This is a genomic window from Paeniglutamicibacter kerguelensis (assembly GCF_017876535.1).
GTDB classification, from domain to species: Bacteria; Actinomycetota; Actinomycetes; order Actinomycetales; family Micrococcaceae; genus Paeniglutamicibacter; species Paeniglutamicibacter kerguelensis.
Window position 1 is genome coordinate 1,005,795 of sequence record NZ_JAGIOF010000001.1, and the last position, 26,450, is coordinate 1,032,244.

The 26,450-nt window shown below is 64.5% G+C and carries 20 protein-coding genes and 1 tRNA gene; 14 read left to right on the forward strand and 7 right to left on the reverse strand.

Annotated elements, in window-relative coordinates:
* The first annotated feature begins 7 nt into the window (after positions 1 to 7).
* Positions 8 to 1,150, forward strand: coding sequence for an ISAs1 family transposase (locus tag JOF47_RS04525; RefSeq protein WP_209996229.1), 1,143 nt, complete (start codon positions 8 to 10; stop codon positions 1,148 to 1,150).
* 208 nt (positions 1,151 to 1,358) lie between these two features.
* Here JOF47_RS04525 and hrpA read toward each other — a convergent pair whose 3' ends face one another.
* A complete protein-coding gene (gene hrpA / locus JOF47_RS04530) occupies positions 1,359 to 5,342 on the reverse strand; it encodes an ATP-dependent RNA helicase HrpA (RefSeq protein ID WP_209996230.1) in 3,984 nt (1,327 codons plus the stop codon).
* 413 nt (positions 5,343 to 5,755) lie between these two features.
* Here hrpA and JOF47_RS04535 point away from each other — a divergent pair, with 413 nt between their 5' ends.
* From JOF47_RS04535 to JOF47_RS04545, 3 genes are all read left to right on the forward strand, one after another.
* Complete coding sequence (locus tag JOF47_RS04535; protein WP_209996231.1) at positions 5,756 to 6,778, forward strand: ABC transporter substrate-binding protein; 1,023 nt, start codon at positions 5,756 to 5,758, stop codon at positions 6,776 to 6,778.
* 93 nt (positions 6,779 to 6,871) lie between these two features.
* Positions 6,872 to 7,792, forward strand: a complete 921-nt coding sequence (locus JOF47_RS04540; RefSeq protein ID WP_209996233.1) for an ABC transporter permease — start codon at positions 6,872 to 6,874, stop codon at positions 7,790 to 7,792.
* Entirely contained in the window at positions 7,785 to 8,576 is a 792-nt protein-coding gene (locus JOF47_RS04545; protein WP_209996235.1) for an ABC transporter ATP-binding protein, read from the forward strand. The genes JOF47_RS04540 and JOF47_RS04545 overlap by 8 nt, the downstream gene beginning before the upstream one ends.
* 100 nt (positions 8,577 to 8,676) lie before the next feature.
* Here JOF47_RS04545 and JOF47_RS04550 read toward each other — a convergent pair whose 3' ends face one another.
* The 5 genes from JOF47_RS04550 to JOF47_RS04570 all read right to left on the reverse strand — a co-directional run bounded on the left by JOF47_RS04550 (position 8,677) and on the right by JOF47_RS04570 (position 13,374).
* On the reverse strand, positions 8,677 to 8,985 hold the full coding sequence (locus JOF47_RS04550; protein WP_209996237.1) for a hypothetical protein: 309 nt from the start codon (positions 8,983 to 8,985) through the stop codon (positions 8,677 to 8,679).
* A complete protein-coding gene (locus JOF47_RS04555) occupies positions 8,972 to 9,277 on the reverse strand; it encodes a hypothetical protein (protein WP_209996238.1) in 306 nt (101 codons plus the stop codon). Before JOF47_RS04555 ends, JOF47_RS04550 begins: the two co-directional genes overlap by 14 nt.
* Before the next feature lie 41 nt (positions 9,278 to 9,318).
* Positions 9,319 to 10,827, reverse strand: a complete 1,509-nt coding sequence (gene cls, locus JOF47_RS04560; RefSeq protein ID WP_209996240.1) for a cardiolipin synthase — start codon at positions 10,825 to 10,827, stop codon at positions 9,319 to 9,321.
* A gap of 90 nt (positions 10,828 to 10,917) precedes the next feature.
* Positions 10,918 to 12,384: a carboxylesterase/lipase family protein gene (locus JOF47_RS04565; RefSeq protein ID WP_209996241.1), complete on the reverse strand. Its 1,467-nt coding sequence runs from the start codon at positions 12,382 to 12,384 to the stop codon at positions 10,918 to 10,920.
* Positions 12,385 to 12,786: 402 nt separating this feature from the next.
* Positions 12,787 to 13,374, reverse strand: a complete 588-nt coding sequence (locus tag JOF47_RS04570) for a M15 family metallopeptidase (RefSeq protein WP_209996242.1) — start codon at positions 13,372 to 13,374, stop codon at positions 12,787 to 12,789.
* 226 nt (positions 13,375 to 13,600) lie between these two features.
* Here JOF47_RS04570 and JOF47_RS22280 point away from each other — a divergent pair, with 226 nt between their 5' ends.
* From JOF47_RS22280 to JOF47_RS04595, 5 genes are all read left to right on the forward strand, one after another.
* The gene (locus JOF47_RS22280; protein WP_209996243.1) at positions 13,601 to 14,914 is read left to right on the forward strand and encodes a sensor histidine kinase; all 1,314 of its coding nucleotides are present in this window, start codon (positions 13,601 to 13,603) and stop codon (positions 14,912 to 14,914) included.
* Positions 14,911 to 15,576: a response regulator gene (locus JOF47_RS04580; RefSeq protein ID WP_245356251.1), complete on the forward strand. Its 666-nt coding sequence runs from the start codon at positions 14,911 to 14,913 to the stop codon at positions 15,574 to 15,576. Before JOF47_RS22280 ends, JOF47_RS04580 begins: the two co-directional genes overlap by 4 nt.
* Before the next feature lie 728 nt (positions 15,577 to 16,304).
* Positions 16,305 to 16,748, forward strand: a complete 444-nt coding sequence (locus JOF47_RS04585; protein WP_209996245.1) for a hypothetical protein — start codon at positions 16,305 to 16,307, stop codon at positions 16,746 to 16,748.
* Positions 16,749 to 16,764: 16 nt separating this feature from the next.
* Positions 16,765 to 18,144 carry a hypothetical protein gene (locus tag JOF47_RS04590; protein ID WP_209996246.1) on the forward strand — a complete coding sequence of 460 codons (1,380 nt, stop codon included), beginning with the start codon at positions 16,765 to 16,767 and terminating at the stop codon, positions 18,142 to 18,144.
* A 349-nt stretch (positions 18,145 to 18,493) separates the two neighbouring features.
* Complete coding sequence (locus JOF47_RS04595; RefSeq protein ID WP_209996247.1) at positions 18,494 to 19,342, forward strand: slipin family protein; 849 nt, start codon at positions 18,494 to 18,496, stop codon at positions 19,340 to 19,342.
* Positions 19,343 to 19,428: 86 nt separating this feature from the next.
* Here JOF47_RS04595 and JOF47_RS04600 read toward each other — a convergent pair.
* Positions 19,429 to 19,504, reverse strand: a tRNA-Arg gene (locus JOF47_RS04600).
* 201 nt (positions 19,505 to 19,705) lie between these two features.
* Here JOF47_RS04600 and argS point away from each other — a divergent pair.
* Genes argS through thrB form a run of 5 tightly spaced genes read left to right on the forward strand, consistent with a single transcriptional unit; the run spans position 19,706 to position 26,145 of the window.
* On the forward strand, positions 19,706 to 21,346 hold the full coding sequence (gene argS / locus JOF47_RS04605; RefSeq protein WP_209996250.1) for an arginine--tRNA ligase: 1,641 nt from the start codon (positions 19,706 to 19,708) through the stop codon (positions 21,344 to 21,346).
* A 4-nt stretch (positions 21,347 to 21,350) separates the two neighbouring features.
* Positions 21,351 to 22,772, forward strand: a complete 1,422-nt coding sequence (lysA, locus tag JOF47_RS04610; RefSeq protein WP_209996252.1) for a diaminopimelate decarboxylase — start codon at positions 21,351 to 21,353, stop codon at positions 22,770 to 22,772.
* Between the two features lie 8 nt (positions 22,773 to 22,780).
* The gene (locus JOF47_RS04615) at positions 22,781 to 24,067 is read left to right on the forward strand and encodes a homoserine dehydrogenase (protein ID WP_209996254.1); all 1,287 of its coding nucleotides are present in this window, start codon (positions 22,781 to 22,783) and stop codon (positions 24,065 to 24,067) included.
* Positions 24,068 to 25,168: a threonine synthase gene (thrC, locus tag JOF47_RS04620; RefSeq protein ID WP_209996256.1), complete on the forward strand. Its 1,101-nt coding sequence runs from the start codon at positions 24,068 to 24,070 to the stop codon at positions 25,166 to 25,168.
* Between the two features lie 29 nt (positions 25,169 to 25,197).
* Positions 25,198 to 26,145: a homoserine kinase gene (gene thrB / locus JOF47_RS04625; protein WP_209996258.1), complete on the forward strand. Its 948-nt coding sequence runs from the start codon at positions 25,198 to 25,200 to the stop codon at positions 26,143 to 26,145.
* Positions 26,146 to 26,450: the final 305 nt, after the last annotated feature.

Genomic DNA, 26,450 nt, shown 5'->3' on the forward strand with positions numbered 1-26,450 from the left:
TTCCTACGTGCCATCTTCGCACCTGCAAGAGTTCATTGCCCAATTCGACGGCCACGCACCTGTAACCCTCAACCCGCAGGAGGTCCTTGCCGCGCTGGCCGGACTGCCGGATCCGCGGGCCAGGCGCGGTGTTCGCCACGGGTTCGCCCACCTGCTGGTGATCATGGTCTGCTCGGTGGTGGCCGGCGCGAAGACCCTGGTGGAAATGGCCGAATGGGCCGCGGACACCGCACGGTCGGAGTTGGCAGTCCACGGAATCGGTTCACCGCATGCGACCACGCTCGCCCGGGTTTTCGAACGACTCGATGCCGCGTCCATGGACCTGCTGGTCTCGGACTGGGCGCAGCAGCGGAGCAATCCGGCGGCGATCGCCGTGGACGGCAAGGAACTGCGCGGTGCCAAGAATGGCAAGGGAACCCGCGTCCACCTCATGGCGGCCATCGACCAGGACACTCACGAGGTGCTGGCCCAGGTGTCGGTGGACGGGAAAACCAATGAGATCACGCAGTTCCCGTCGCTGATGGACCACTTCACCAACCTGAAGGGCGTGGTCGTCACCGCCGATGCCTTGCACACCCAGACGGGCCACGCCCGCTACCTGGCCGGCCGCGGAGCCCACTACATCTTCACCGTGAAGGGGAACCAGCCCACCCTGCTGGACCAGTTGGCGCAAAGCCCCTGGGAGCAGGTCCCGGCGGGCAACCGGAGCAGGTCCAAGGCCAACGGCCGGCAGATGATCCGCACGGTCAAATGCGCCACCCTGAACCCGGGCATCGGCTTCCCGCACGCGGAACAAGCCATCCAAATCACCCGCAAATCACGGGTCGTCGGCGCCACTACCTGGCACCTCGAGACCGTCTACGCCGTCACCTCGCTGCCCACCCACCAGGCCAGCCCGGCGCAACTCGGCGCTTGGGTGCGTGGACACTGGGGCATCGAAAACGGCCTGCATTGGCGCAGGGATGTCGTTTGGCAGGAGGACAAATCCCAAATCCGCACCGGAAACACGCCCCGCGTGATGGCCATCCTGCGGAACATCGCCATCACCCTGCTCAAGCGCCACGGCCACAACAACATCGCCAAGGCCACCCGGAAACTCAGAAACCACCCCGGCCAAGCGCTCGAAATCGCGGGAATCGGCTCACGCTAACGACTTTGCAGACGCCCTGGGGTCACGCGATGTCGACGGAATTGTCGTTGACGATGCCCTGCACCCTCCGGTGTGCCAAGGGATAACCGGAGGCGTGGAAAGTTCTGTCATGTTCCCACGTGGCTTAAAGCCGAATGGCCGGGCAGGCTGCGATGCCGCAGGCTGCCCGGCCACCGTGGCGCGGAACAGGATCGAACTTTCAGCTGCCTTAGCGGGCGGCGGCCAAGCCTTCCTTGATGGCTAGGCGGATCCGCTTCTCGGAGACCGAATAAGCGGTTCCGAGTTCCTGGGCGAAGAGCGATACGCGGAATTCCTCCAGCATCCACTTCACCGAGGCCAGCAGCGGGGGAGTGCTCATGCCCGGGATCAGCATGTCCAGCGCGGCGTCGTACTCGTCCTCGAGCGCCTGGATCTGCAGGGTTGCGGCATTGTCGCGGGTGACGTTGCCGGCCTTCAGCTTTTCCAGTCGCGTTTCGATCGCGGTGATGTAGCGCGGCAACTGGGCCAGCTGGGAGTAGCCGGTGGCAGCCACGAAGCCGGGGTAGACCAGCTGGGACAGCTGGGTCTTCACGTCGTTGAGCGCGTTGATCAGCGCCATCGAGGACGCCGACTTGATCTCCTTGTTGATCCGGCGGGTGCCCGAAAGCACCTTCTCCACGATGGCCGTCACTGCGAAGACCGTGTCGATCAGCTCGGCACGCACCCTCTCGTAGAGGGCGTCGAAGTCGGCCTTGTTGAACGGCAGGGCCTCGGGCACCAGCTTGTCGACCGCCGCCATGGTGCAGTCCTGGATCAGCGACTCGACGCTGCCGTGCGGGTTCTGCGTGAAGACAAGCTTTTCCTTGTTGCTCAGGTGGTCCAGCACATACCGCGACGGGGACGGCACCTTGAGCAGCAGCAGGCGGATCACGCCGGTGCGGTGGGCCGCGAGCTGCTCGGCCTCGTTGCGGAACACGGTGAGCCGGACATTGGTCTTGTCATCGCGCAGGGCCGGGTAGGCGGTGACCTGCTGGCCGGCGACCTCGGAGACGACCTTGAGCGTGATGGTTCCATTGATGCCGAGCTGGGCATCCCAGTCGGTGAGTCCCGTGCGTTCCCACACCGTGGTGGCCACCGCGGCGGACTTGCCGCGGGCTGCCTGGGAATTTGCGGGTGCGCGCTTCCCGTTCTTGCCGGCGGTTCCCTTGGCACCTTGGGGCCCGGCCGGCTTGCCCGAAGGCATCGAGGCACCCGGCTTCACACCGAGCGAGCGCGCAAGGGCGGAGCGGTTGGCCGCGGCAAGGGTCTGCTGCAGCATCGCCAGGTCCTTGGACTCGTCCAGGATCTTCGCGTCGGAGTCGATCACCTGAAAGGAGAACTTCAGGTGCTCCGGAAGGGCATCCCAGTTCCAGGAACCGGGCGGGATCACCACGCCCTTGAGCCGGCGCAGCACCAGTTCCAGGGACTCGGCCAGGTCGTCGGTCTCCGGGTTGAAGTCCTTTTCCAGCGCGGCGACGGCAAGGCGCGCCACGTCGGGTGCCGGAACGAAGTTCTTGCGGATGACCTTGGGCAGCGACTTGATCAGCGCGGTGACAAGTTCCACGCGCAGCCCGGGGATGAGCCAGCGGAAACGCACAGGATCGAGCTGGTTCAAGAAGAGCACGGGCACGCGCACGGACACGCCGTCCGATTCCCCGGCCTTGGCCGCCGGGTTGTACTCGTAGGCCAGGTCCAGGTCCAGGGACCCGTGGCGCCAGGTACGCGGGAATGCGGTCTCGTCGAGTTCCTGGGCGTCGGCGAGCAGCAGGGCCTCGGGGTCGAAGTCCAGCAGTGTGGGGTCCTCGTGCCGGGCGGCCTTCCACCAGCGGTCGAAGTGCCGCTCGGAGACCACGTCGGGGCCGATCCGCTTGTCGTAGAACTCGAAGAGGTCCTCGTCGCTGACCCGCAGGTCGCGGCGGCGCATGCGGGTCTCGAGTTCCTCGATGTCCTCAAGCACTCGGCGGTTGCGGGCAAAGAATTTGTGGTGGGTCTTCCAGTCGCCCTCCACCAGCGCATGGCGGATGAACAGCTCGCGGCAGAGCTCGGGATCGACCCGCGAGTACTGGATGCGGCGGCGCGGGACGATCGGCAGGCCGAAGAGCGTGACCTTCTCGTACCCCATGACGGCGCCGTTGTTCCGCGACCAGTGCGGTTCCGAATAGCTGCGCTTGAGCAGGTCCCCGGCGACCTCCTCGACCCACTTGGGGTCCAGGCGGGCGGCGGTCCGGGCCCAGAGGCGGCTGGTTTCCACCAGCTCGGCGGCCATGACCCACTCTGTCGACTTCTTGAACAGGGCGGAGCCGGGGAAGACGGAGAAGCGGGTTCCGCGGGCGCCGACGTACTCGCGCTTGCGCTCGTCCCAGGAGCCCACATGGCTCAGCAGGCCCGAGAGCAGGGAAATATGGATGGCGTCCTCGTGGCCGGCCGGGTCGACCGGCTCGGGGGAGAGTGTGATGCCCAGCGGCTTGGCCAGCTGGCGCAGCTGGGCAAAAAGGTCCTGCCATTCGCGCACACGCAGGTAGTTGATGTATTCGTTCTTGCACAGCCTGCGGAACGCGGAGGAGGAGAGTTCCTTTTGCTGCTCCTGCAGGTAGCGCCAGAGGTTCAGCAGGGAGGAGAAGTCAGATTTGTCGTCGACGAAGCGCTTGTGCAGCTCCTGGGCGCGCTCGCGCTTGCCGGTTTCCTCGCTGGGGCGCTCGCGCGGGTCCTGGATGCTCAGTGCCGCGGCGAGCACCATGACTTCCTTGGCGCAGCCCCGCTTGCCGGATTCGACGATCATGCGGCCCAGCCGTACATCGACCGGCAGCTGGGCCAGGTGCTTGCCCACCGCGGTGACGGTGGCGTCGGTGCCGGTGTTCAGGGCGCCGAGTTCGCGCAGCAGTGCCACGCCGTCGGCGATCGACTTGGAATCTGGCGGCTGGACAAAGGGGAAGTCTGCGACGTCGCGGGCGGTGCGGACAACGCCCATCGAGCTCATCTGCAGGATGACCGCGGCGAGGTTGGTGCGCAGGATTTCCGGGTCGGTGAACTCGGGGCGCGACTCGAAGTCTTCCTCGGAGTACAGGCGGATCGCGATGCCGTCGGACACGCGCCCGCAGCGGCCCGAGCGCTGGTTGGCGCTGGCCTGGGACACTCGTTCGATGGGCAGGCGCTGGACCTTGGTGCGGTGGGAGTAGCGCGAGATGCGGGCGGTGCCGGTATCGATCACGTACTTGATGCCGGGCACGGTCAGCGAGGTTTCTGCGACGTTGGTGGCCAGCACGATGCGCCGGGCGGAACCGGGGTGGAAGACCCGGTGCTGTTCGGCCAGCGAAAGCCGCGCAAACAGCGGCAGGATTTCGGTGCCGGAGAGACGCTTGTTGGTCTGCACGCGGGCGCGCAGGGCCTCGGCGGCGTCGCGGATTTCGCGTTCTCCGGAGAAGAAGATCAGGATGTCGCCGGGGGCTTCCTTGGCCAGTTCGTCGACCGCGTCGCAAATGGCGTCCAACGGGTCGCGGTCCTCGACCTGGGCGTCCGGGTCCAGCTCGTCCTCGTCCATGCCGTCGGCCGGGTTCAGCGGCCGGTAGCGCAGCTCGACGGGGAAGGTTCGCCCGGAAACTTCGATGATGGGCGCCGGCACGGGCTCCGCGCCGTAGGCTCCTTCCGCCGCGAAGTGTTCGGCGAAGCGCTCCGGGTCGATGGTCGCGGAGGTGATGACGATCTTGAGGTCGGGGCGCTTGGGGAGGATGCGGCGCAGGTAGCCCAGCAGGAAGTCGATGTTGAGGCTGCGTTCGTGGGCCTCGTCGATGATGATGGCGTTGTACTTCTTGAGCAGCTTGTCGCGCTGGATCTCGGCCAGCAGGATGCCGTCGGTCATCACCTTGACCTTGGTGTTGCGCGAGGTTTCGCCGGTGAATCGCACGTGGAAGCCGACCTCGTCGCCGATGGTGGTGCCAAGTTCCTCGGCGATGCGTTCGGCCACGGTGCGCGCGGCAAGACGGCGCGGCTGGGTGTGGCCGATCATGCCCTTTTCGCCCAAACCGAGCTCGAGCAGCATCTTGGGCAACTGGGTGGTCTTGCCCGATCCGGTTTCGCCGGCCACGATGACCACCTGGTGGTCCTTGATCGCCGACTTGATGTCGTCACGACGTGCGGAAACGGGCAGTGATTCGGGATATGAAATCGTCAGAGCCATGGTCCCTCCAGTCTAGGCCAGCCCCGGCTCCCTCCCCGTTCCGTCGGCTCCGCCCGTGCCGGAGCCGACGGAAAACCAAGGCCGAACGGCAGGTGGCTTGCGGTTTTAGTGTTGGGTGCCCGAAATCATGGCGAAATTCCCGAGTATCCGTCTGAAAGATGGTGCGGTGAGATACAAAATGTCCATTTTGGCCGTCTTTGGATTGTATTTTTCACCGAAGGGGTTATTTTCAAGATCAATTCGTCTTGTATTTCACGGTCGATGGAAGAAATGTGAGTTGATTCACATGTAGTATCTAGGTGATTCATGAGGAGAACTTCCGGCCGCAGGCAGGGACGTACGAATCCTGAACACGCCCCGACGCGGCAATTGTCGAAGACCGGGCATGACTCGCATGTCGTGAAAGGAAAAACATGAAACTCTTCAAGTCCGCCCAGATCGCTGCCGGCCTCGCCGCCACCGCTCTGGTGCTCTCCGCCTGTGGCGGTTCGACCCCCGAGCCGGGCGCCTCGGGCGCTGCTTCGAGCCCCGCAGCCGAGGGGCCGGTTGTCATCGGCATCGGCCAGTACGTCTCCCACCCGTCCCTCGACGCCGTTGTCACGGGATTCAAGAAGGGCATGGCAGATGCCGGCTACACCGGCGACGACAAGGTGAAGTACGACTTCGCCAACGCCCAGGCCGACCAGGCCAACAACACCGCCATGATCGGCAAGTTCGCCGCCGACAAGGACATGGACCTCGTGCTTGCCGTCGCAACGCCGACCGCCCAGGCCGCGGCCCAGGCCGTCACCACCATTCCGGTGCTTTTCTCTGCAGTGACCGATCCCCTGGCGGCCAAGCTCGTTCAGAGCCTTGAAGCCCCGGGCGGCAACGTCACCGGCACCTCGGACAAGAACCCGGTCAAGGAGCAGCTCGAACTTCTCAAGAAGATCAAGCCGGAAGCCAAGACCGTCGGCATCGTCTACTCCTCGGGTGAAGTGAACTCGCAGGTACAGGTCGAATGGGCCAAGGAAGCCGCTGCAGAGCTCGGCTTGACCATCGAAGCGAAGGCCATTTCGGCTTCCTCCGAGGTCCAGCAGGCCGCCGCCGGCCTGAACGTCGACGCCTTCTACGTACCGACCGACAACGCGGTTGTTTCGGCACTCGAGGGCCTGCTGCAGGTCTCCCAGGACAAGAAGATCCCCGTCATCTCCGCCGACGGCGAGTCCGTCAAGCGCGGCGCCACCGCCACCTACGGCCTGAACTACGAGAAGCTCGGCGAGCAGACCGCTGCCATGGCCGTGAAGCTGCTCAAGGGCGAGGCAAAGCCGGAAACCATGCCGGTTGAGACCATCACCAAGGTCGAGCTGTACATCAACACCGCCGCCGCGGAAAAGATCGGCCTGACCTTCCCGGCCGACGTGCTTTCCGAGGCAGTCGAGACCTACACCAAGTAATCCCGACCGGATTCTCGGTCTTCCGGTGGCCGGTCGGTCAACACCGACCGGCCACCGACATTAACCCAACACTCGAAACGCAAGGATCCACCCATGATCACCGCGGTTGAACTAGGCCTGATCTACGCGATCATGGCACTCGGGGTCTACTTGACCTTCCGCATTCTCGACTTCCCGGACCTGACGGTCGACGGAAGCTTCACCACGGGCGCGGCTGTCGCCTCCATCTCGATCGTCAATGGCGTCAACCCGTACATTGCCACGATCCTCGCCTTCTTCGTCGGCTCACTCGCCGGCGTTGTCACGGGCCTGCTCCACACCAAGGGCAAGATCGATGGCCTGCTTGCAGGCATCCTGACGATGATTGCCCTGTACTCGATCAACCTGCGCATCATGGGCAAGGCCAACACGCCGCTGTTGGGCGAAACAACCGTCATGTCGTTCCTGCGCGAAAACAAGCTGCTGGGCACCTGGACCTCGGTTGCGCTCATGTTCCTCGGCTGCATGGTCGTCGTGGCACTGATCGTCTGGTTCCTGCGCACCGACGTCGGACTGGCCATGCGCGCCACCGGCGACAACGAGGAAATGATCCGTTCCTTCGGCGTCAGCACCGACAACCAGAAGATCCTGGGCCTGGCCATCTCCAACGGCTTTGTTGGCCTCTCCGGAGCCCTCATCGCCCAGTACCAGGGCTTCGCCGACATCGGCATGGGCATCGGCGTCATCCTGATCGGCCTGGCCTCGGTCATCGTCGGCCAAGCGATCTTCGGCCAGAAGGCCATCTGGATTGCCTGCATCGCCGTGGTCTTCGGCTCCGTCATCTACCGCCTGGTCATCCAGCTGGCGCTGAACGCGGGCTTGGAGGTCAACGACATGAAGCTGATCTCCGCAGTACTGGTTGTAGTCGCGCTGATCCTGCCACAATGGAAGGGCTTTTCGAAGTTCGGCAACCGCATCCGCATCAACGGAAAAGCGGTTGCTCCAAAGGAAGACGCGGTGAAGACCAATGCTTGAGATCAAGAACATCAACAAGACATTCTTCCCCGGCACCGTCAATGAGCGTAAGGCCCTGCGTGATGTGAACCTCACGCTCAACGACGCCGAATTCGTCACGGTCATCGGTTCCAACGGCGCAGGCAAGTCGACAATCCTGAACATGGTTGGCGGCAAGCTGCGCCCGGACACCGGTAGCGTGACCATCGCCGGCAAGGACGTCACCAGGCTTCCAGACCATGCGCGCGCCAAGTACATCGGCCGGGTCTTCCAGGACCCGATGGCCGGCACCGCCCCGAACATGTCGATCGAGGAGAACATGTCGCTGGCCCTGGGCCGCGGCAAGCTCCGCGGCCTGGCCATGGGCGTGAACAAGGCCAAGCGCGAGTTGTTCGTCGAGGAACTGAAGTCCCTTGAGCTCGGGCTGGAAAAGCGGCTCAAGTCCAAGGTGGGCCTGCTCTCCGGCGGACAGCGCCAGGCGCTGAGCCTGCTCATGGCCACGTTCTCCGGACCGAAGATCCTGTTGCTCGATGAGCACACCGCGGCGCTTGACCCGCAGCGTGCCGCCCTGGTGGCCCGGCTGACCGAGGAAATCGTCGAGCGCCACAAGCTGACCACGTTGATGGTCACGCACAACATGGAACAGGCGCTGCGCCTAGGCAGCCGCTTGATCATGATGCACGACGGTCAGATCATCCTGGACCTGGATGCGGAGCAGAAGGCCAAGATGACGGTTCCGGACCTGCTGCACGAGTTCGAGAAGATCAAGGGCGCACAGCTCGATGACCGGACCCTGCTCCAGTAGCTCCGGAACGATCAACAAGACATAAACAACGCAGGAGCCGCACCCCACCGGGTACGGCTCCTGCGTCGTCTGTGCGCCTGGCGGGAATCGCGGCGGCGCCTCACCCGGCCAAGCGCTTGCGCAGGGCAAGGACGCTGCGCGGGGTCAAGCCCATCCCGAGCACCGCCACCTCGGTTCGTCCCTCGCCGCCGAGGTGGCCGTGGAACACCAGTTCCAAGCCCTTGGCATGGGGCAGGATTTCCGTCCATGCGGGGCAGAGGTCGACGAAGATCGACAGGCTGTAGTTATGGGCCGGCGCGGAGATCACGCCGTCGCGTTCCAGCGGGGACAGGACGTCCAGACGCCACCCGCCGATGCCCGCGTTCCGGGTGACGCCCGTGATGACTCCGGAATCGCTAACGAAGGCCATGTCGGTTTCCCCTCAAGGCCAGGGCGTGATCGAGGCCGAGGCTCAGGGCCGTGACGTGGAAGGCGCCCGGCCCGGTCATGCGGAGGTAGCCGCCGAAGACGATGTAAGCCCCGACAAGCTCGTCGGCAAGCTCGAGCAGGTAGGTGGCATCTTCGGCCTCAGCCGGAACCAGGTCGACGGTCATGCCGTTCGAACACTCGGCACGCAGGCGGATGGCATCCCCGGCAACTTCGACCCCAAGGATGCGTGCCCGGTCGTGGATGAAGGCCATCGCCGACTTGTGGTTGTCCATGCGGGAGTCCGTTTCGGCGTCGTCGCTGCGCGGAAGGGAGCCTATTGCAGTGCCGAGGTGAGGCGGGCGAGGTTGTCCAGCACCGTGGAGCGCAGCGGCTGCTTGAGCCATTCGTCGAGGGTCAGCAGCCGGCTGATATCCCGGTAGTGGCCTTCGACCTCGCGCATTTGGTGCACGAAGCCGACATCGCGGACTAGCATCGAGACCTCCATGTTCAGGCCGAACGAGCGCATGTCCATGTTGCTGGACCCGATCAGGGCCACGTCGTCGTCGACGGTGAAGTGCTTGGCATGCAGGATGTAGGGCGCCGGGTACATGTAGATGCGCACCCCGGCCCGCAACAGCTCCTCGTAGTAGGAACGCTGTGCGTGGTAGACCAGAGCCTGGTCGCCGATTTCGGAGACAAACAGGTCAACCGGAACGCCGCGGGCCACAGCCGAGGTGATCGCGTACATCAGCGCCTCGTCGGGCACAAAGTACGGCGAGGTGATCACGATGCGCTGCTGGGCTGCGTGGATCATGCCCAGGAACAGGCGGAGGTTGTTCTCGCGTTCGAACCCGGGGCCCGAGGGGACCACCTGGGTGAGCATCGTTCCCCGGTCCTCCCGGTGGTCGATCAGCGACCCGCCGAGCCGGCTCAGCGAGTCGCCCGCGGCGACAAGTTCGGCGCGGCGCACGCTCTCGGTGAGCACCTCCCCGGTTTCCGAGTACCAGTCGGAAATGAACACGGCGTCCAGGGCCGCGACGCCGGGCCCGCGGAGTTCGAGGACCAGTTCCTGCCACTTGAGGCCGCGCTCGATGTTCTTCTTCACGTTGTAGGTACGGTCGATCATGTTCAGCGAGCCCATGTAGCCCACGCTGCCGTCGACGACGAGGATCTTGCGGTGGTTGCGCAGGTCCGGGCGCTGGTACTTTCCCTCCAGGGGGAGCAGCGGGAGCATCAGCGCCCACTTGGCGCCCATGCTGTCCAGGCGTGCCTTGGTTTCCTTGTAGAACGGCTTGCCGCGGCAGGCCCAGTGGTCGAAGAGGACGTTGACCCGCACGCCGCGCGCAACCGCGCGTTCGAGCGCATCGAAGAACGGGCTGGTCGTCGCGTCCATGCTGAAGATGTAGAACTGCACGTGGACATAGTCCGTGGCGCCGTCCACCGCCTCGGTCATGACCGCGATGGTGTCCTCGTAGTCTTCCAGCAGGCGGCCGCTGCTTCCGTGCGTCAGGGGGAGCCCGCCGTAGGTCGTGTTCATTTCGGACAGGGAATTGAACCAGGCAGGGTTTCCCGAGAGGTCCTGGTTGCGGCGTTCCTCGATGGAGACGGCGCGCATGAAGGCGTTGATTTCGTCTTGGATCTCGCGGCGTTTGCGGGGGAGCTTGGGGCTTCCGATCAGGAGGAAGAAAATCACCCCGACGTAGGGGATCAGGAAGATCGCCAGCAGCCAGGCCATGCCGGAGGTCGGACGGCGGTTGCGCGGCACGAAAATGATTGCCAACACGCGAATCGTGATGTCAATGACGATGAGCGTGATGGCCCACCACAGCGCGTTGTTGAACATTCGTGCTTCTTTCCCCTACTGAGAACCGTGATCTTAGGGTTCACGCTAGTCGATGGGGGAAGGTTTCGGGGAGTGCCCGGAAGGACACAGTTACCCGAGTGCCTCGCATTCGTCGTCGCGAGGGGAGAAGAGAACCGGATTTTTCTTCCCGTCAAAGGTCTTCACCGGCCGGCTGAAGTCCCAGGCCGGCCATCCAGGATCGCCCATGGTTGCAAAGCAGACCCAGGCCTCGTGCATGGAGCTGGCCAGGGAATGGGGTGCGGCATTGCCAACCAACCCAACGGAATCGGGCAATGTGACGTTGTCGAAGACAAAGGGAAGATCCACCGCATGGGCCGCGCCAAGTTCCTCGACAGGGCTCTTCCAAGCGAATTCATAGACGTGGGTTTGTGCCCGGGCGTGGTAGCGGGCGTCGGCAACCTTGCTCATCGGCACCCGAAGCAGTTTGTCCGTCAGCAGGGCACCGAGGATCTCTCCCGGAGTGGCACCGGGGCGGTTCCGTTGGAACAGTTTCAGGGCGGAGCGTGGAATCCCGGCTTTCCGTCTGGCCATCGCCAGATAGAGTCCGTTGATCCGGGCGTCCAAACCCGTGGGGACCAGCCACAGCCGGGCCTCCTCGGTGGTGGTTCCGATCATGAGCGGCACGTTGCTGCCCTCCCCGTCAATCAGCGCGGCCAGCGGATCAATGGGAACCAACTCCGGGTCGATGGCCAAGGCGAATTGGGGCCCGCCGGACAGCGCGGTGACCCCGGAGAGGACCCTGGCTTGCGAAGCGAGAAGTTCGGCAGGGGTCTTCGCCATGAAATCCTCACGGGCATCCTGGATTCCAAGATCCTGGGCGATACGCTGGGAAATCCGCCGGGCCTTTGAGGCGGGCTGCGCACTCAACGGGGCGCTTTGGATAATCGCCCGCGCCATCAGGCTGTTGGCCCGGGGATGGGCCAGCAAGGCGGCAAGTGTATTGCCGCCAGCGGATTGCCCACATGCCGTGACCTGGGCGGGATCCCCGCCAAAGGCAGAGATATTGGCCTTGACCCACTCAAGGGCTGCAATTTGATCGGCAAGTCCAAGGTTCAACGGTGCATCCTCAAGCACCGAAAAGCCTTCGACGCCCAAGCGGTAATTCACCGAAACGAAAACAACAGCATCCCGCGCAAAAGCGCTCCCGTCGTACCCGGGGAGTGCGTTGGACCCGTGGCTCAAGGAACCGCCATGAAACCAGACCAGGACCGGCCGCAAGGTGTCACCGCGGCGCGGCGGGGCAAAGATGTTCACATTCAGGTAGTCGTCTCCTGAAATGATGACCGTGGGCAGGAGTCGTCCCAGGGGTCCTTCGTAGGCAACCTGCGGTGCCGTGGGCCCGGGGTCCGTGGCGGGACGGGGCTCGGTCCAACGCTGTGGCAGGACCGGCAGCGCGAAGCGAAGTTCCCCGACCGGCGCCGCTGCGTAGGGGATGCCCATGAAGCGCTCGATCCCGCCGGCCAGGACTCCCTCGACCGGACCGGAGAGCGTTCGCCTGATCACCGGAACGACTTGCTGTTGATCGCTTACGCTCATGAGTTTTCCCTCCCACCTGTTTGTGTGGCCAGTCCCCAAGACCAGATTAGCGGTGCAAGGTGGACATTGGCAGGGGGCGTATGCGACCGAATCCTCCCGCTCCGGAGTGCGGGGTTTCACGGACCGTGCCGGGGCTTTGCAGCGTTCTGGCCGGGAAAGCGAGACTGGCCGCACGGCTGCGGCGAATTCTATTGGCGCGTGAACGCACAGGTGGTCTGGCGATTGGAGGGGATGACCGGCTCGCCCGCGGCCGGGAACGCGCATGAAGCTATCTGGCTGCGCTCGCCGAAGCACCGCTACCCGAACGTTTCGCGGCGATATCCCCGGATGCCCCGATCGGCTTCGAATCGTGTTTGTGGCATGCGGCAAGGACGAACCACTCACGTGCACGCCGGGGCAGGCTTAGCGGTCGCCCATATAGGTCCAGTGCCACGGTTCGCCTTGGACCGTGTTCTTGAATCCAAAAGATCCGGCCCGCGTTTCCATCCACTGCAGCGCCTCGCTGGAGAGCTTCAGGTCGACGCTCAGTCCCAAACCGTGCTCGCTTTCGCCCGCGGGTGCCGCGGTTCCTCCGTCCGAAAGCAAGCCCTGGCGCTTGACGAGCCGTTCTTGCTCGGCCAGGGTTCGGTATGCGGAATTGACCTGAAGCTCGTGCCCGTCCTTGTGCAAGGCCTTTTTCATTTGGATGAAATGCTCGGCCGCCGCGGGTACCAATTTGCGGCCGGGAGCTATTTCCTCCAGCTCGTTTGTGGGGATTTTCCCGTTGCCGTATTTCGCACCGAGCAGGCCGATATTCTCTGTGCCATGCCCGACCGCCGTGGCGGACGTTGGATTCGCAAATCCGGAGGCCACCAGCTCCTTCTGTGGCCACAACGCGTATGCGAAACCGATCAACGACGCAATGACTATCGTCAGCGAGGTCGCCACAATGCCAATTCGCAGGATTCGGGAGAAGAGCGAGCGTGGTGTTTGCGAAGGAAATCTCATCATGTTCCAATTCTTCGCGTTTCCGGGTTCTGGCACATCAGGCCACGGTAGCTACATGAAAAGGCGCATATGGTACCCAAGGCTGAGGCTCCCGGTACCGCAGGCCGATAACGCCGGCACGCAACTACGCATAACGTTGGAGTATGCAGATCCCTGTTTTTTTCGTCGTCGGCGTGGTGCCGCTTCCGCAAACCTGTGCGTCGGCTCGATTGGATTCAGGCATTTGGGCGTGAAGAAGTCCCGGCCCGACAAGCCAACGCGTTCCTGGATCCGATGGCAGCCCGACGCAATAATTGCCGTTGTATTCATCTCCGTCGTGGTTTTCGGGCATGAGTATCTTCTTGGATGGCCCGGTGTTTGGAGATGGTTCCAGCCCACCAACCCCGCCGACGCCGTCGTGTTCATCGGTATCGCCGCGCTCGCGGTGGCATGCGCCAGGGCCATGCCGGGCCTGGCGATTTCCTTGGTCTGGCTTTCGACATTGCTGCAAGTGAACAGCAGGTTCGATATCCTGCTCAGCCAGCTGGCCGCACTCTATGTGGTGGGCATGGCCGCACGTTGCGGCAGCCGAACCTGGGTTGCGCTTTCGGGATTGTCAATCCTCGTGGGCTCAGTGCTCGGCACGCTGTACATGATTCGCATCGACTCATGGCTCGTGGGTCCGGTCATCCGTGCGGTGGAGTACAACCAATGGCCCAGCAACAACCAAGTGATCGCGGTGTTTGTCGCGACGGCGTCGATGATGACCCTGCCCTGGCTGCTTGGTTTGATGATCAGGCTCTTTGCCGGCAAACAATCGGCCGAGCTGTACACGGCCCAGGCACGTGAAGAGGCCGACAACGCGCTGGAACTTGCCCGGCTGCGCGCCGAGAACGCCGCGCTGGCACGCGACGTACATGACGTGGTGGGACACTCCCTGGCCGTGATCATCGCCCAGGCGGATGCAATCCGCTTTATCCCGGATTCGGATGTCGCAAAGATCCGTGAAACGACGGGAACCATAGCCGACGCGGCTCGCCGTTCCCTGGGGGAAGTGCGCCACGTGCTGTCGCAAACGGCCGAGGCGACGACGCCCGATCCGGGGAACGATCGCAGCATGGCCCTCAAAACGGCGCAGCTCGGTCTCCTGCCGCCGAGGACCTCGGACGTCTCGGCGATCCTGCACAACGTCAGGGCGACAGGATACGAAGTCACGGAGGAAACCCTAGGCGAGCCCGTGCCGTTGCCGGCTGGGCTGCTGCCGGTCATCAGGCGCATCGTCCAGGAGATGCTGGCCAACGCCCTGCATCACGGGACGGAAACCACGCCCATCTACGTGCGCCATTACTGGGGCACCACAAGCTACACCCTCAGCGTGACAAACTATTTTGAGGTTTCCGCACCGAATCCGCGGAGCGGAACCGGCCTCGGAGGCATGCGTGAACGGCTTGCCTCCGTCGCCGGAACGCTCAGCATCGATACGGATGAAGGCGTCGAAGGTGCCCCGAGCATATTCACGATCGCCGCGACTTTCCCGCTAAACAATGAATGGACAGCCCGTTGAACGACCAAGAGATCAGTGTGGTGTTGGTCGATGACCAGCAGCTTTTCCGTTCCGGGCTGGCGATCATCGTAGGTGCGCAAAAGGACATGGAAGTCGTGGGGCAGGCCGCAGACGGCACCGAAGCGCTGGAAGCCATTGCCGCGCACCAACCGGACGTGGTGCTCATGGACGTACAGATGTCGCCCATGGGCGGCGTCGAGGCAACGCGCAAGATCTTCTCGGACACCACCGGCCGATTCGGGAAGGTCCCGAAGGTCATCATGCTCACCACCTTCGACTGGGACCAGCATGCCGCCATGGCGGTCCGGCATGGAGCCAGCGGGTTCCTGCTGAAGGACAGCACCCCGGAATTCGTGTGCGAATCCATCCGGGCGGTGCATGCGGGGAATTCGGTGATTGCACCGCAGAATCTTGCCGCGCTGCTTGAAGCCGAACCGGTGCCCGTTCCCGAAGTTCCCGCGCTTTTCGACGACCTCACGGAGCGGGAAAAGGAAGTGTTCGCGGCTGTGGCGCTGGGGCTGGCGAACCAGGAAATCTCGGCAAAGCTGTTTCTGAGCGAATCGACGGTCAAAACCCACATCGGGGCGATCTTGCGCAAGCTCGACCTGCGCGACCGGGTCCAGATTGTCGTTTACTCATACGAAAGCGGGATCCGCCGCTAACCGGAATCGGCCCGCCGCCTGGCCGATGTATCGAGCATCACGTGGCGAGGATGCGGGCTATTGCAGGCATTGGCTGTAAAGTTCGAAGCAGCCAATACGCCTTTCTCAAGGTTTGTTGCGGCTAGGCCCCCACTGAGATTCGCCGTCGCTGTGGGGGCCGCTTTATTTAAGTTGTGCCGGCGGATCCGGCAGTTCAAGCAGCGACCAAGTCGCTTCCCGTGAGAGTTCCCGGGGGAACGTGCGCCGCGCGCACCGGCCATGCCCCAGCCTGTGACCTCCACCCCAATTGGGTGATGATTTCCCGGCCGAGATGCCTATACCTTCGCAATAGCGGGTGTGCCTATGCCCGGACGAAGGTAGTCACTATGGCCGAGATGCTTGATTCGATGAACAATGACGTCTCCCCTCAGCGAGACGCCATGCCCCTGGCTGGTCCGTGCCTCCTGCAATGCCTTGGCGTTGTGCGGCAGCGGTTCCGGCTGACAACGAACCCGCGAAATGCACTGGCCGGAACTCCTCTGGCATTCCCTTCGATTGGCTTTGGAACGAACACGGCCCATCCTGCTTCGATCCATCCGTCGGCGGCCGACCCGATGCCTCGTCCAGACACGATATCGCCCGGGAAGCAACCGGTATTCGCGGGAGCCGATGCGAACCACGCGCGGGTGCAACCCGCCCCTCCTTTTGCCACAGACCCTGTCGCCCCCTTCGAAACGAACGGAACTGTCGTGACAACAGCGAAGTCCGTGGAGGGTACCCTCTTCCAATTCGCCGGATCGGTTGAAGATTCGCCGGTTTCCGGCGTGTTTGTTGCGACTGGTGAGAAGGCCGGGATCGTAGACGGTCTCGAGTCCGCGGAAGATGGCGCGCTCACCGGCGCGGGCCGCATTCCAGACACCACCACTGAGGACGGTCTCCCTGTCACCTCGCGGTCCAGCGGGCCCTTCGGGGCCGGTCTCGCAGCGGAGGCCGAATCGATCGCGCTCGCGACGAACGCTGGCTTCACGCCGCTTGCGCTGCCGGCAGGCTCTCCCCATTTCCCGCAGGACGAGGCTCTCTTCGCCGGCGGTTCCGTACCGTCCCGACTTTGCTCGAAGTCCGGAACCGTCCCACCCACGAGTGCGGCTCCGAGGACCGTTTGCCAATTCGCTGACCACTTCGCCACCAACTGACAAGGGGAAACATCGTATGCCTGGCGTATCGAACGAAGAGCTCGCGAAGCGCATCGCGGAGCTTGAGGAAGAGAACCGCATCCTCAAGAACAAGGGCGGTGTATCGCCTCCGGGGTCCCTGCAGGCGACCACCGAACCCACGCCCCGCAAACCGCGCAGCTGGCCGTGGACGTTGCTGGCGACCGTTCTGATCGTGATCGGGGCGCTCCTCGCCCCGACGGCGATTGCTGCCTCCTGGGCGAAGATCGAGCTCACCGCCACCGACCGCTTCGTCGCCGCATATGCCCCGCTGGCCGACAATCCTGCGGTTCAAGCGTTCGTGGCGGACGAAGCGTCCAAAGCCATCGACCAGCACATTGACGTCCACAAATTGACTTCGGATATTATCGACGGCGTCACGGCACTCGGCACCGGCCCGTTGGCGACGAAGGCGCTCGAGTCCATGAAAGGTCCGGCTGCAGCGGGCATCCAAAACCTCATGCACAGCACCGTCGCCAACTTCGTCTCCTCAGATGCCTTCGCCGTCGTCTGGAGGGAAGCCCTGCGGGTCTCCCACAGCCAATTTGCCGGCGCCATGCAGAACGACCCGAATGCTGCGTTGCAGGTCGGCGGGGACGGAAGCCTTGGCATTGAACTCTCGCCGGTGATCGCCGCAGTCAAGAAAGCGCTTGTGGCGCAGGGCATCGACATCGCCAACCAAGTTCCCGAAGTAAACAGGACGATCGTCGTTGCCCAGTCGGATGCGGTGCCACGGATCCAACTCGCCTACGGGTTGGCTGTCGCGGCCGGCACCTGGTTGCCGTGGGCGTCGCTGCTCTTCCTTGCGGCGGGCGTCCTTGTTGCCCGGCGCAAGGTGGTGGCATTGATCTGGGCGGCCATCGCGTTGGCGCTGGCGATGGCGATCACGGTGGCGGCTCTCGCGGCCGGAAACATCGTCTTCCTTGCATCCGTCAGCCCGTCGCTGCTCCCGGGTGACGTCGCCGGCCCGGTGTATGCAACTGTGGTGGAATTACTGCAGACAGTCAGTACGGCCATCCTTGTGCTCGCCGTCGCTGTCGCCGTTGTCGCTTGGTACGCCGGGCCGTTCCGCACGCCACGGCGCCTTCGTGGATTCTTCGGGCAGGGGATGAAGCAGGTCCGCGAAGCCGCACAACGCCACGGAATAAGCACCGGACGCACGGGGGAGTGGCTCTATCGCCAACGGCTACTGCTCCGCCTCGTGATCGCCGTTGCAGGGGCACTGGTCATTCTCTTCGTGCGGCCGCTGACGGCAGGCGTGGTCATCTGGACGCTGGTGGCAGCCGTCATTGCTGTGGTGGTTCTTGAATTGCTCCAGCGTCCGGCCGGCGATGCGCTCCCGGCTGCGGATGCGGAAACACAGGTCCCGGTGGCGTAGCGGCAGGCAAACCCTGGACCGCCGGCGGCCGCTGCAAGATCCTTCGCCAAGTCTTAGAGGGCGCATTGTTTCCCGGGAGGGGGCCGTTGGCATCGGGCCGACCCGGACCGGAGGCATGTTTGCGGAGTGCGACGCGTCAATTGGCAGCTTCCCCGCCAGCGGTGCCGGATGCATTTTTCGTACCGCATAGGGCCTTTGGACCCTCTGCCGGCATCGACGACGGGCCTACATTTAAGGTATAGATCCAAGCGCTTCAAGCGTAACCTTCGCGGCGACGGGTAATGACCGGCCGCCGGCGGTTCCCTGTGAGTTCAACGTCTGGATAGAGCAGTCGTCCCAAGGACATGCCATGGTACTCACCATCGTCATCTACGTGGTTGTCATTTTGCTGGCAATCCTGCTTGCCGTGCTTGCCATCCACGTGGTCAAGCAATATGAAAAGGGCGTGGTCTTCCGTCTGGGCCGCGTCATCGGCGCAAGGAAACCGGGTCTGGTGATCATCATCCCCGTGATCGACCGGCTGACGAAGGTCTCCCTGCGAATCATCACGCTGCCCATCCAGTCCCAGGGCATCATCACGCGGGACAACGTCAGCGTCGATGTCTCGGCAGTCGCGTACTTCCGTGTCGTTGATGCTGTGAAGTCGGTGGTTGCCATCGAAAACGTCAACGCGGCCATCGACCAAATCGCCCAGACTACCTTGCGCAAGGTGGTTGGCCAGCACACCCTTGATGAAACGCTGGCCGAGACGGACGTCATCAACTCGGGGATCCGCGAAGTCCTGGATGTGACGACGCTCGAATGGGGGGTCGAAGTGACCCTGGTCGAACTCAAGGACATCCAGCTTCCGGACAGCATGAAACGTGCCATGGCCCGCCAAGCTGAGGCCGAACGTGAAAAGCGGGCAAAGATCATTGCCGCGGAGGGCGAGTCCCTGGCCGCCGCGGCGCTCGGCAAGGCCTCGGACACCATGATGGCCCACCCGTTGGCCCTTCAATTGCGGAATCTCCAGACGCTGGTGGAGCTGGGGGTGGACAAGAACTCCACGGTTGTCTTCCCCGCCCCGTTGATGAGCACCATCAGCGAATTGGGAACGTTCCTGGCCCGCGAAAACGATTCGGCAAGCCGTGCCGCGGGATCCGTGGCGGCGCTTGCCGTGAAGCCTGCCGAGGAGGAAGGGCGCCACCTGGCCGCATAGGGCGGGGTCCGGCCCCGGGCTGGATCCTGGCAAAACAAAAAACCCCTTGCTCCGCGCATGATTGCCGCGAAACAAGGGGTTTTCCTTGGTGCCCTCGAAAGGATTCGAACCTTCGACCTTCCGCTCCGGAGGCGGACGCTCTATCCCCTGAGCTACGAGGGCGTGCCGGACTTCGACAACCGATTTCTCGGAAAACGAATCATTTCCAGCTGGGAACGTAAAAGAGCTTAGCAGGTGTGAAGTGCCGAATCACAAATTGGCGGCCAGCGCGGCGGGGGAGCGGGTCAAATGCGGTGTTGATGTGTGCGACGTCGCGGCGTCACAACGTCGGTGGAGCCGTTGCGCCCCGGTTATCCTTGAGGGGTGACTCCTGAAGAACTCTCCACAGCCATTTCCGCTTGCCTCCGCGACGCTGTCGACGCTGGCCAGATTTCCGTTGAAGTACCCGAGATTGTGCGTGTGGAGCGACCGAAGAGTCGCGAGCACGGCGATTGGGCCACCAACATCGCCCTGCAGCTGGGCAAGAAGGCCGGGATGAACCCGCGCGACTTCGCCCAGATCCTTGCCACGCGCCTGGCAGACGCCAGCGGCGTCGCCAAGGTTGACATCGCCGGTCCTGGCTTCCTGAACATCACCCTCGAGGCCGGTGCCGCGGGCGAGCTCGCCAAGACCATCGTCGAGGCCGGTGCCGCCTACGGCACCAACGAGGCCCTGGTCGGCCACAACATCAACATGGAGTTCGTCTCCGCGAACCCGACCGGCCCGCTGCACATCGGCCACACCCGCTGGGCCGCCTTGGGCGACTCGATCGCACGCGTGCTCAAGGCCAGCGGCGCAACCGTCACTTCCGAGTACTACATCAACGACGCCGGCAACCAGATGAACATCTTTGCCCTCTCCGTCTACAACCGCCTGCACGGCCTGCCGGTGCCGGAGGGCGGCTACCCGGGCGAGTACATCAAGGAGCTGTCCCACGCCGTTACCTCGGCGCACCCGGACATCCGCATGCTCACCAAGGAAGCGGCCCTGCCGATCATCCGCCACGCCGCCTACGTGGCGCAGATGGCCGACATCAAGGAGACGCTGAACGACTTCGGCGTCGAGTTCGACGTGTTCTTCTCCGAGGAGGAGCTGCATGCCGGGGGCGCCGTCGAGGACGCCGTGGCACGCCTGCGCGAACAGGGACACATCGACGACACCGACGGCGCCGTGTGGCTGCGCACCACGGACTTCGGCGACGACAAGGACCGCGTGCTGATCCGTGCCAACGGCGAGCCCACCTACTTCGCCGCCGACGCCGCCTACTACCTTTCCAAGAAGGACCGCGGCTATTCCGAGAAGATCTACCTGCTCGGTGCCGACCACCACGGCTACGTCAAGCGCCTGGAGGCCATTGCCGCCGCCGCGGGCGACGACCCGAAGGTCAACATCGAGGTGCTGATCGGCCAGCTGATCTCCGTGAACGGCGCCCGCCTGTCCAAACGCGCCGGCAACATCATCGAGCTGCGCGACTTGATCAACTGGCTCGGCGCCGACGCGCTGCGCTACTCGCTGGGCCGCTACCCGGCCGATTCGCCGATGACGATCGACCCGGCGCAGCTGAAGAAGAACACCAACGACAACCCCGTGTTCTACGTCCAGTACGCCCACGCGCGCTCGGCCGCAGCGGCCCGCAACGCCGTCGAGAAGGGTGTCACCCGCACCGACTTCGATGCAACGCTGCTGACCCACGAAACCGAAAACGACCTGCTGGCCGCGCTCGGGCAGTTCCCGTCCGTGGTCGCCCAGGCCGCGACGCACCGCGAGCCGCACCGCGTGGCCCGCCACATCGAGCTGCTCGCCGGCGCCTACCACTCCTGGTACGCCGCCTGCCGCGTCACCCCGATCGGCGACGAGCCGGTCGAGGCCATCCACCGCACCCGACTATGGCTGAACGACGCCACCACCCAGGTCCTGGCCAACGGCCTTGGCCTGCTGGGCGTGTCCGCGCCGGAGAAGATGTAATCACATGGCTTTTTCCCCCCTTGCACCCCAGTGGCTGTCCTTCCCCGAGGACGCCAACGCCCTGCGCCCCATCGAGTGGGCCGCGGGCGTGGCCCGTACTGCCGGCGGGGAACTGGCCGTCCAGGGCCTGCCGGTCTCGGAACTCGCCAAGGAGTTCGGCACCCCGCTGTTCGTGCTTGACGAAAACGACTTCCGGGCCCGAGCCCGCGGATTCAAGCAGGCATTCGACGCCGCCTTTGCCGAGTTGTGCGGCGGCGTGGATGTCTACTACGCCGGCAAGGCGTTCCTGAGCACCGAGGTGGCCCGCTGGGTCACCGCCGAGGGCCTGCGCCTGGACACCTGCTCCGGCGGCGAAATGGCGGTCGCCCGCGTGGCCGGCGTGCCCGCGGAGAACCTCTCGCTGCACGGCAACAACAAATCGGTCACCGAGATCAGCACGGCAATCGAGGCGGGCCTGGGCCGCATCGTCGTCGACTCGCTCGACGAGCTCGAGCGCGTCGCGGTGCTGGCCCGGGGAACCGGCAAGCGCGCCAACGTCATGCTGCGGCTGACCCCCGGCGTGCACGCCAGCACCCACGAGTTCATCGCCACCGCGCACGAGGACCAGAAGTTCGGGCTCTCCATGATCCCGGTGGGCGGGGACGTTTCCCCGGCCGCCGCGGCCGTCAGCTTTGCGCTGGAGCACGAGGAGCTGAACCTGCTGGGCCTGCACGCCCACATCGGCTCCCAGATCTTCGAGGCCGAGGGCTTTGCCCTGGCCGCGCAGAAGATGCTCGGCTTCCTGGCCGGGATCAAGGAAATCCACGGCGTGGAACTCCCGGAACTGGACCTGGGCGGCGGCTACGGCATTGCCTACACCGAGGTTGACACCCCGAGCGCCCCGGCAACGCTTGCGGCCGCCATGGCCAAGGTCGTCGGCGAAACCGCCCTCGAGCTGGGCATCGCCGTGCCGCGCATCTCCATCGAACCGGGCCGCGCCATTGCCGGCACCTCCACCTTCACCCTCTACGAGGCCGGCGTGCGCAAGAGCGTCCAGGTGGAGACCGGGGACGGCACCCTGGTGCCGCGCCGCTACGTTTCGGTCGACGGCGGCATGAGCGACAACGCCCGCCCGGTGCTCTACGACGCCGACTACACCGCCGTGCTGGCGTCCCGTGTGACGGCAAGTGAACCGATTATTTCCCGCGTGGTTGGCAAACACTGCGAGTCCGGTGACATAGTCGTAAGGGACGTTTACCTGCCCGAGGATGTTGCCGCCGGCGATCTGCTCGCCGTACCGGGAACCGGGGCGTACTGCTGGGCATTGGCCAGCAACTACAACTACCTGGGCCGCCCGGCCGTCGTTGCGGTGCGGGACGGTGCCGCACGCGCCATCATCCGCAGGGAAACCGAAGCCGATCTGTTGGCCCGCGACTTGGGAGCATAGTTAGAAACGTGAAGACACTGAAGGTGGCCCTGCTCGGCTGCGGCAACGTGGGTGCCCAGGTGGCACGCATCCTGCTGGAAGACGCATCGGTGCTTGCCGACCGCGCAGGGGCAAAACTCGAATTGACGGGCATTGCAGTACGCAATGTAGCAACCCAGCGCGACGGGCAGATTCCCGCCGAGCTGTTCACCACCGACTCGGCCGCCCTGGTCGACGACGCGGACATCGTCATCGAGCTGCTCGGCGGCCTCGAGCCCGCCGGCGAGCTGATCGGCCGCGCACTGAGCCGCGGCGCCTCGGTCATCACCGGAAACAAGGCGCTGCTGGCGGCCCGCGGTGCGGAACTGAGCGCCCTGGCCTTCGCCAACGACGCCCAGCTACGCTACGAGGCAGCCGTCGCCGGCGCCATCCCGATCCTGCGCCCGATCTCCGACTCGCTCTCCGGCGACCGGATCACCAAGGTCATGGGCATCGTCAACGGCACCACCAACTTCATCCTCGACGCCATGGACACCACCGGCGCCCAGTTCGACGACGTGCTCGCCGAGGCCCAGGCCCTGGGTTACGCCGAGGCGGACCCGACGGCCGACGTCGAGGGGCACGATGCCGCGGCCAAGGCCGCGATCCTCGCCTCGCTGGCCTTCCACACCGATTTCGCCCTGGAAAACGTGTACTGCGAAGGCATCTCGAAGATCACCGCCGGCGACGTGGCTGCCGCCAAGGACGCCGGAATGGTCATCAAGCTGCTGGCCATCGCCGAACGCGGCGAGAACGGCATCGGCGTGCGCGTGCACCCGACGCTGCTGCCCCGCACTCACCCGCTGGCCGCCGTGCACGGCGCGTTCAACGCGGTCTTCGTCGAGGCGGAAAACGCCGGCGAACTGATGTTCTACGGCCGCGGCGCCGGCGGATCGCCGACCGCCTCCGCGGTGCTGGGCGACACCGTCGCCGTGGCACGCCGCGTGGTTTCCGGCGGCCCGCTGCCGGCCATCGCCACCCAACAGTCCGTGCAGGTCATGGACTTCGCGCAGGCCGCCACCAGCTACGCCATCGGCCTGCGGGTCTCCGACGAACCGGGCGTGCTTGCCTCGATCGCCTCGATCTTTGCCACGAACGGCGTCTCCATCGAGGCCCTGCGCCAGACCGTGAACCGGGACTCGGCGCCTGCTGTCGCCGAGCTGCGCATCGTCACCCACCGCTCCACCGAATCCGCCCTCTCCGCCACCGTTGCGGCAGTGGCGGAGTTGGCTGCCGTCCAAGAAGTAATCTCTGTCCTGCGAGTTGAAGGAAACTAAGTGGCCCACCAGTGGCGCGGAGTCATCCGCGAATACGCCGACCGCCTGCCCGTTGACGAAAACACCAAGATCGTCACCCTCGGCGAGGGCGGAACACCCCTGGTGTTCGCCCCGGCGCTGAGTGAACTTACCGGTTCAACCGTCTACCTGAAGGTCGAGGGCATGAACCCGACCGGGTCCTTCAAGGACCGCGGCATGACCATGGCCATGACCGCCGCCGTTGCGGCCGGCGCCAAGGCCGTTGTCTGCGCCTCCACCGGCAACACCTCGGCCTCCGCCGCCGCCTACGCAACCCAGGCCGGCCTCAAGTGCGCCGTGCTGGTCCCGGACGGAAAGATCTCCATGGGCAAGATGTCCCAGGCGATCGCCCACGGCGCGGACATCATCCAGATCGACGGCAACTTCGACAACTGCCTCGAGGTCGCCCGCAAGCTGAGCGAAAACTACCCGGTGTTCCTGGTGAACTCGGTGAACCCGGCACGCATCGAGGGCCAGAAGACCGGCGCGTTTGAGGTTGTCGACTACCTGGGCGACGCCCCGGACTACCACGTGCTGCCGGTGGGCAACGCGGGCAACATCACCGCCTACTGGAAGGGCTACAAGGAGTACTCCTCCGAGTACACCAACCAGGCCGGCGACGTGCTCGCACCGGTGTCCACCAAGACCCCGATCATGTGGGGCTTCCAGGCCGCCGGCGCCGCACCCATCGTGCTGGGCCACCCGGTGACCGAGCCGGATACCATCGCCACCGCCATCCGCATCGGCAACCCCGCATCCTGGAAGCAGGCCGAGGAGGCCCGCGACGAGTCCGGCGGAATCATCGACTCGGTGACCGACGAGGAAATCCTCGCGGCCCACCGCTGGCTCTCCTCCCGCGAGGGCGTCTTCGTGGAGCCGGGCTCCGCGGCGGGAGTCGCCGGGTTGATCAAGCACCACGCCGCGGGCGACGTGCCAACGGGCAAGACCATCGTGATCACCGTGACCGGCCACGGCCTGAAGGACCCGGACTGGGCCCTGAAGACCGCAGACGGTTCCGAGGTTTCACCGACCAAGGTCGAATTCGATGTTGTCGCCGTAGCCGGCGCACTCGGCCTTGCCTAAACGCAATTCACCAAGGGAATAAACGCAACATGGCGCAAATACAGGCCGGACAGACCATTGCCGTGCACGTGCCGGCAACGACGGCCAACCTGGGGCCGGGCTTCGACGTGTTGGGCATGGCGTTGTCGGTGTTCGACACGCTGGTGGTCCACACGCTTGCGGAGCCCGGGGTCGTGGTCCGGATGACGGGGGAGGGCGCGGAGTCGCTGCCCACCGACGAGACCCACCTGATCGCCAAGACCATCCTGGAACGCTGGGCCGAGCTCGGCTACGAGGCCTGCGGCCTGCGCCTTGAAGCGACAAACCGCATTCCCCACGGCCGCGGCATGGGCTCCAGCGCCGCTGCCATGGTCAGTGCGTTGGCGGCAGCCAACGCACTGCTTCCCGCCGACGCGCAGGAGGGCCTGGAGGAAATCTTCCAGGCCGCCGCGCGCTGGGAAGGCCACCCGGACAACGTGGCCCCGGCCATCTTCGGGGGGCTCACTCTGTCCTGGGTTGCCGGGAGCGGATTCGGCACCCTCAACGGGGTGCTGCACGAATCGATCGTCCCGGTCATTGCCATTCCGGACGTCGAACTTTCCACCCATGCGGCCCGCGGCCTGCTGCCGGAGACGGTTCCGCATGCAGTTGCCGCCGCAAACGGCGGGCGCGTGGGGCTATTGATCCACGCATTGGCCCACGAGCCAAGCGCGTTGCTGCTTGGAACCGAGGACTTCCTGCACCAGTCGTTCAGGGCCCCGGCCATGGCCCCGAGCGCCGCACTGATCACACACCTGCGGGCCCTTGGCCACGCGGCGGTCGTATCGGGTGCCGGTCCCACGGTGTTGGTGCTGTGTGCGGGGAACGAGGAGGCCGAGGCCGTGGCGCGGGCCATCGCGGGACATGCCGCGGATCACCGCGAAACTTCTTGGCGTGTCCAGATTCCGTCTGTGCCGCAAAGCGGTGTTAGAGTAGAAGTGCTTAGCACAAGTCCCTAAAAGAACCATCCCAGATCTTGGGAATGATTCATTGCGTTTAGTGCAATCGTCGATCGCCGCGTTTTCGCGGCGCCTGACCGCCGCCAAACCACTTTTAGCCAGGCGCGCAAGCACCCTCACACCATCCGATTGAGTTCATCGTCTTTGATGGGCATCCAATCCTTTGATGTGTCCCACGCAAGATCGACCGAGGTATTGGCCTTCACCGGGTCCATGCACGGTTCAACCTTTTCCGCATCTGACGCGGGCAAAGGGCAGTCAAACGTTGCGGATCTCTCTGATGCGATCCGCCCGACGAGGGGGAA